The following is a 932-nucleotide window of genomic DNA, read 5'->3' on the forward strand; positions in this document are numbered from 1 at the left end:
GTGGAGGTGCCGGGGCTCTGGTTGGTGATGCGGCAGGTGTTGTTGCCGCCGGCCCCGGCGTCGATGGTGCCCCGGTTGTCGACGTTGCCGTTGTCGGACGCCGTGATGGTGTTGCCGCCGCCGGCTCCGGCGTCGAGGATGCCGGCGTTGATGGTCACGGTGATGGTGTTGTTCTTGCTGGATCCGCCGTTGAGTTTGGCACTACCGGGGACCGGGCTGCCGTTCTGATCGGGGGTCAGGTGGCCGTTCTGGTCCACGGTGACGGTGGCGTTGTCGCCAGTGAAGTTGATGACCCCACCGTTGGCGTTGCCCACGCTTCCGCCGCTGCTGCCGGCGCCGCCGGCGGCCTTGATTACGGCGTTGGCGGGGTCGGCGTTGACGGTGCCGGTGTTGCCGTTGCCACCCAGACCGGATTGGAGCGGGTTGGCTCCGCCGGTGACGGTGACGGTGGCGGCGGTGATCGTGCCGCTGTTGCCGTTCCCGCCAAACCCGCCGTACCCGCCGCCCCCGGCGGCACCGCCGATGGCGGTGCCGAAGGGAGCGGTGATGGTGCCGGTGTTACCGTCCCCACCGTTCGCCGGCAGGGGTCCTCTCGCGCCGGCGTTGCCGCCGACCGCGCTGATGGTGGCGGTGCGGGTGGTGGTAGTGATGATGCCGGTGTTGCCGGCCCCTCCCATTCCGGGCAACAGGTTGCTGCCGTCCCCGCCGGCCCCGCCCTTGGCGGTCAGGGTGTTGGCCTGGACGGTTCCGGCTGTTCCCGCCCCGCCCGCTCCGCCGTACGCATTGAAGCCGCCGTCCGCGCCGGCACCGCCTGTGGCGGTGGCGGTGGTTGCGGCGCTGACCTCCACCGACTGGGCACCAGGACCACCGAACCCCACGGGACCAGTGTCCCCACCACCATCCCCCTCACCTGTCCCCGCAACCCCCGCCCC

The 932-nt window shown here is 71.4% G+C and carries 1 protein-coding gene; it reads right to left on the bottom strand.

From position 1 onward, the window contains the following. On the bottom strand, positions 1-878 hold an 878-nt coding region (locus tag ACQRUO_RS39530), incomplete at its 3' end, for a hypothetical protein (RefSeq protein WP_428321015.1). Positions 879-932 lie beyond the last annotated feature (54 nt).

The sequence above is a fragment of the Kitasatospora sp. LaBMicrA B282 genome, assembly GCF_050325825.1.
In the GTDB taxonomy this organism is placed as follows: domain Bacteria; phylum Actinomycetota; class Actinomycetes; order Streptomycetales; family Streptomycetaceae; genus Kitasatospora.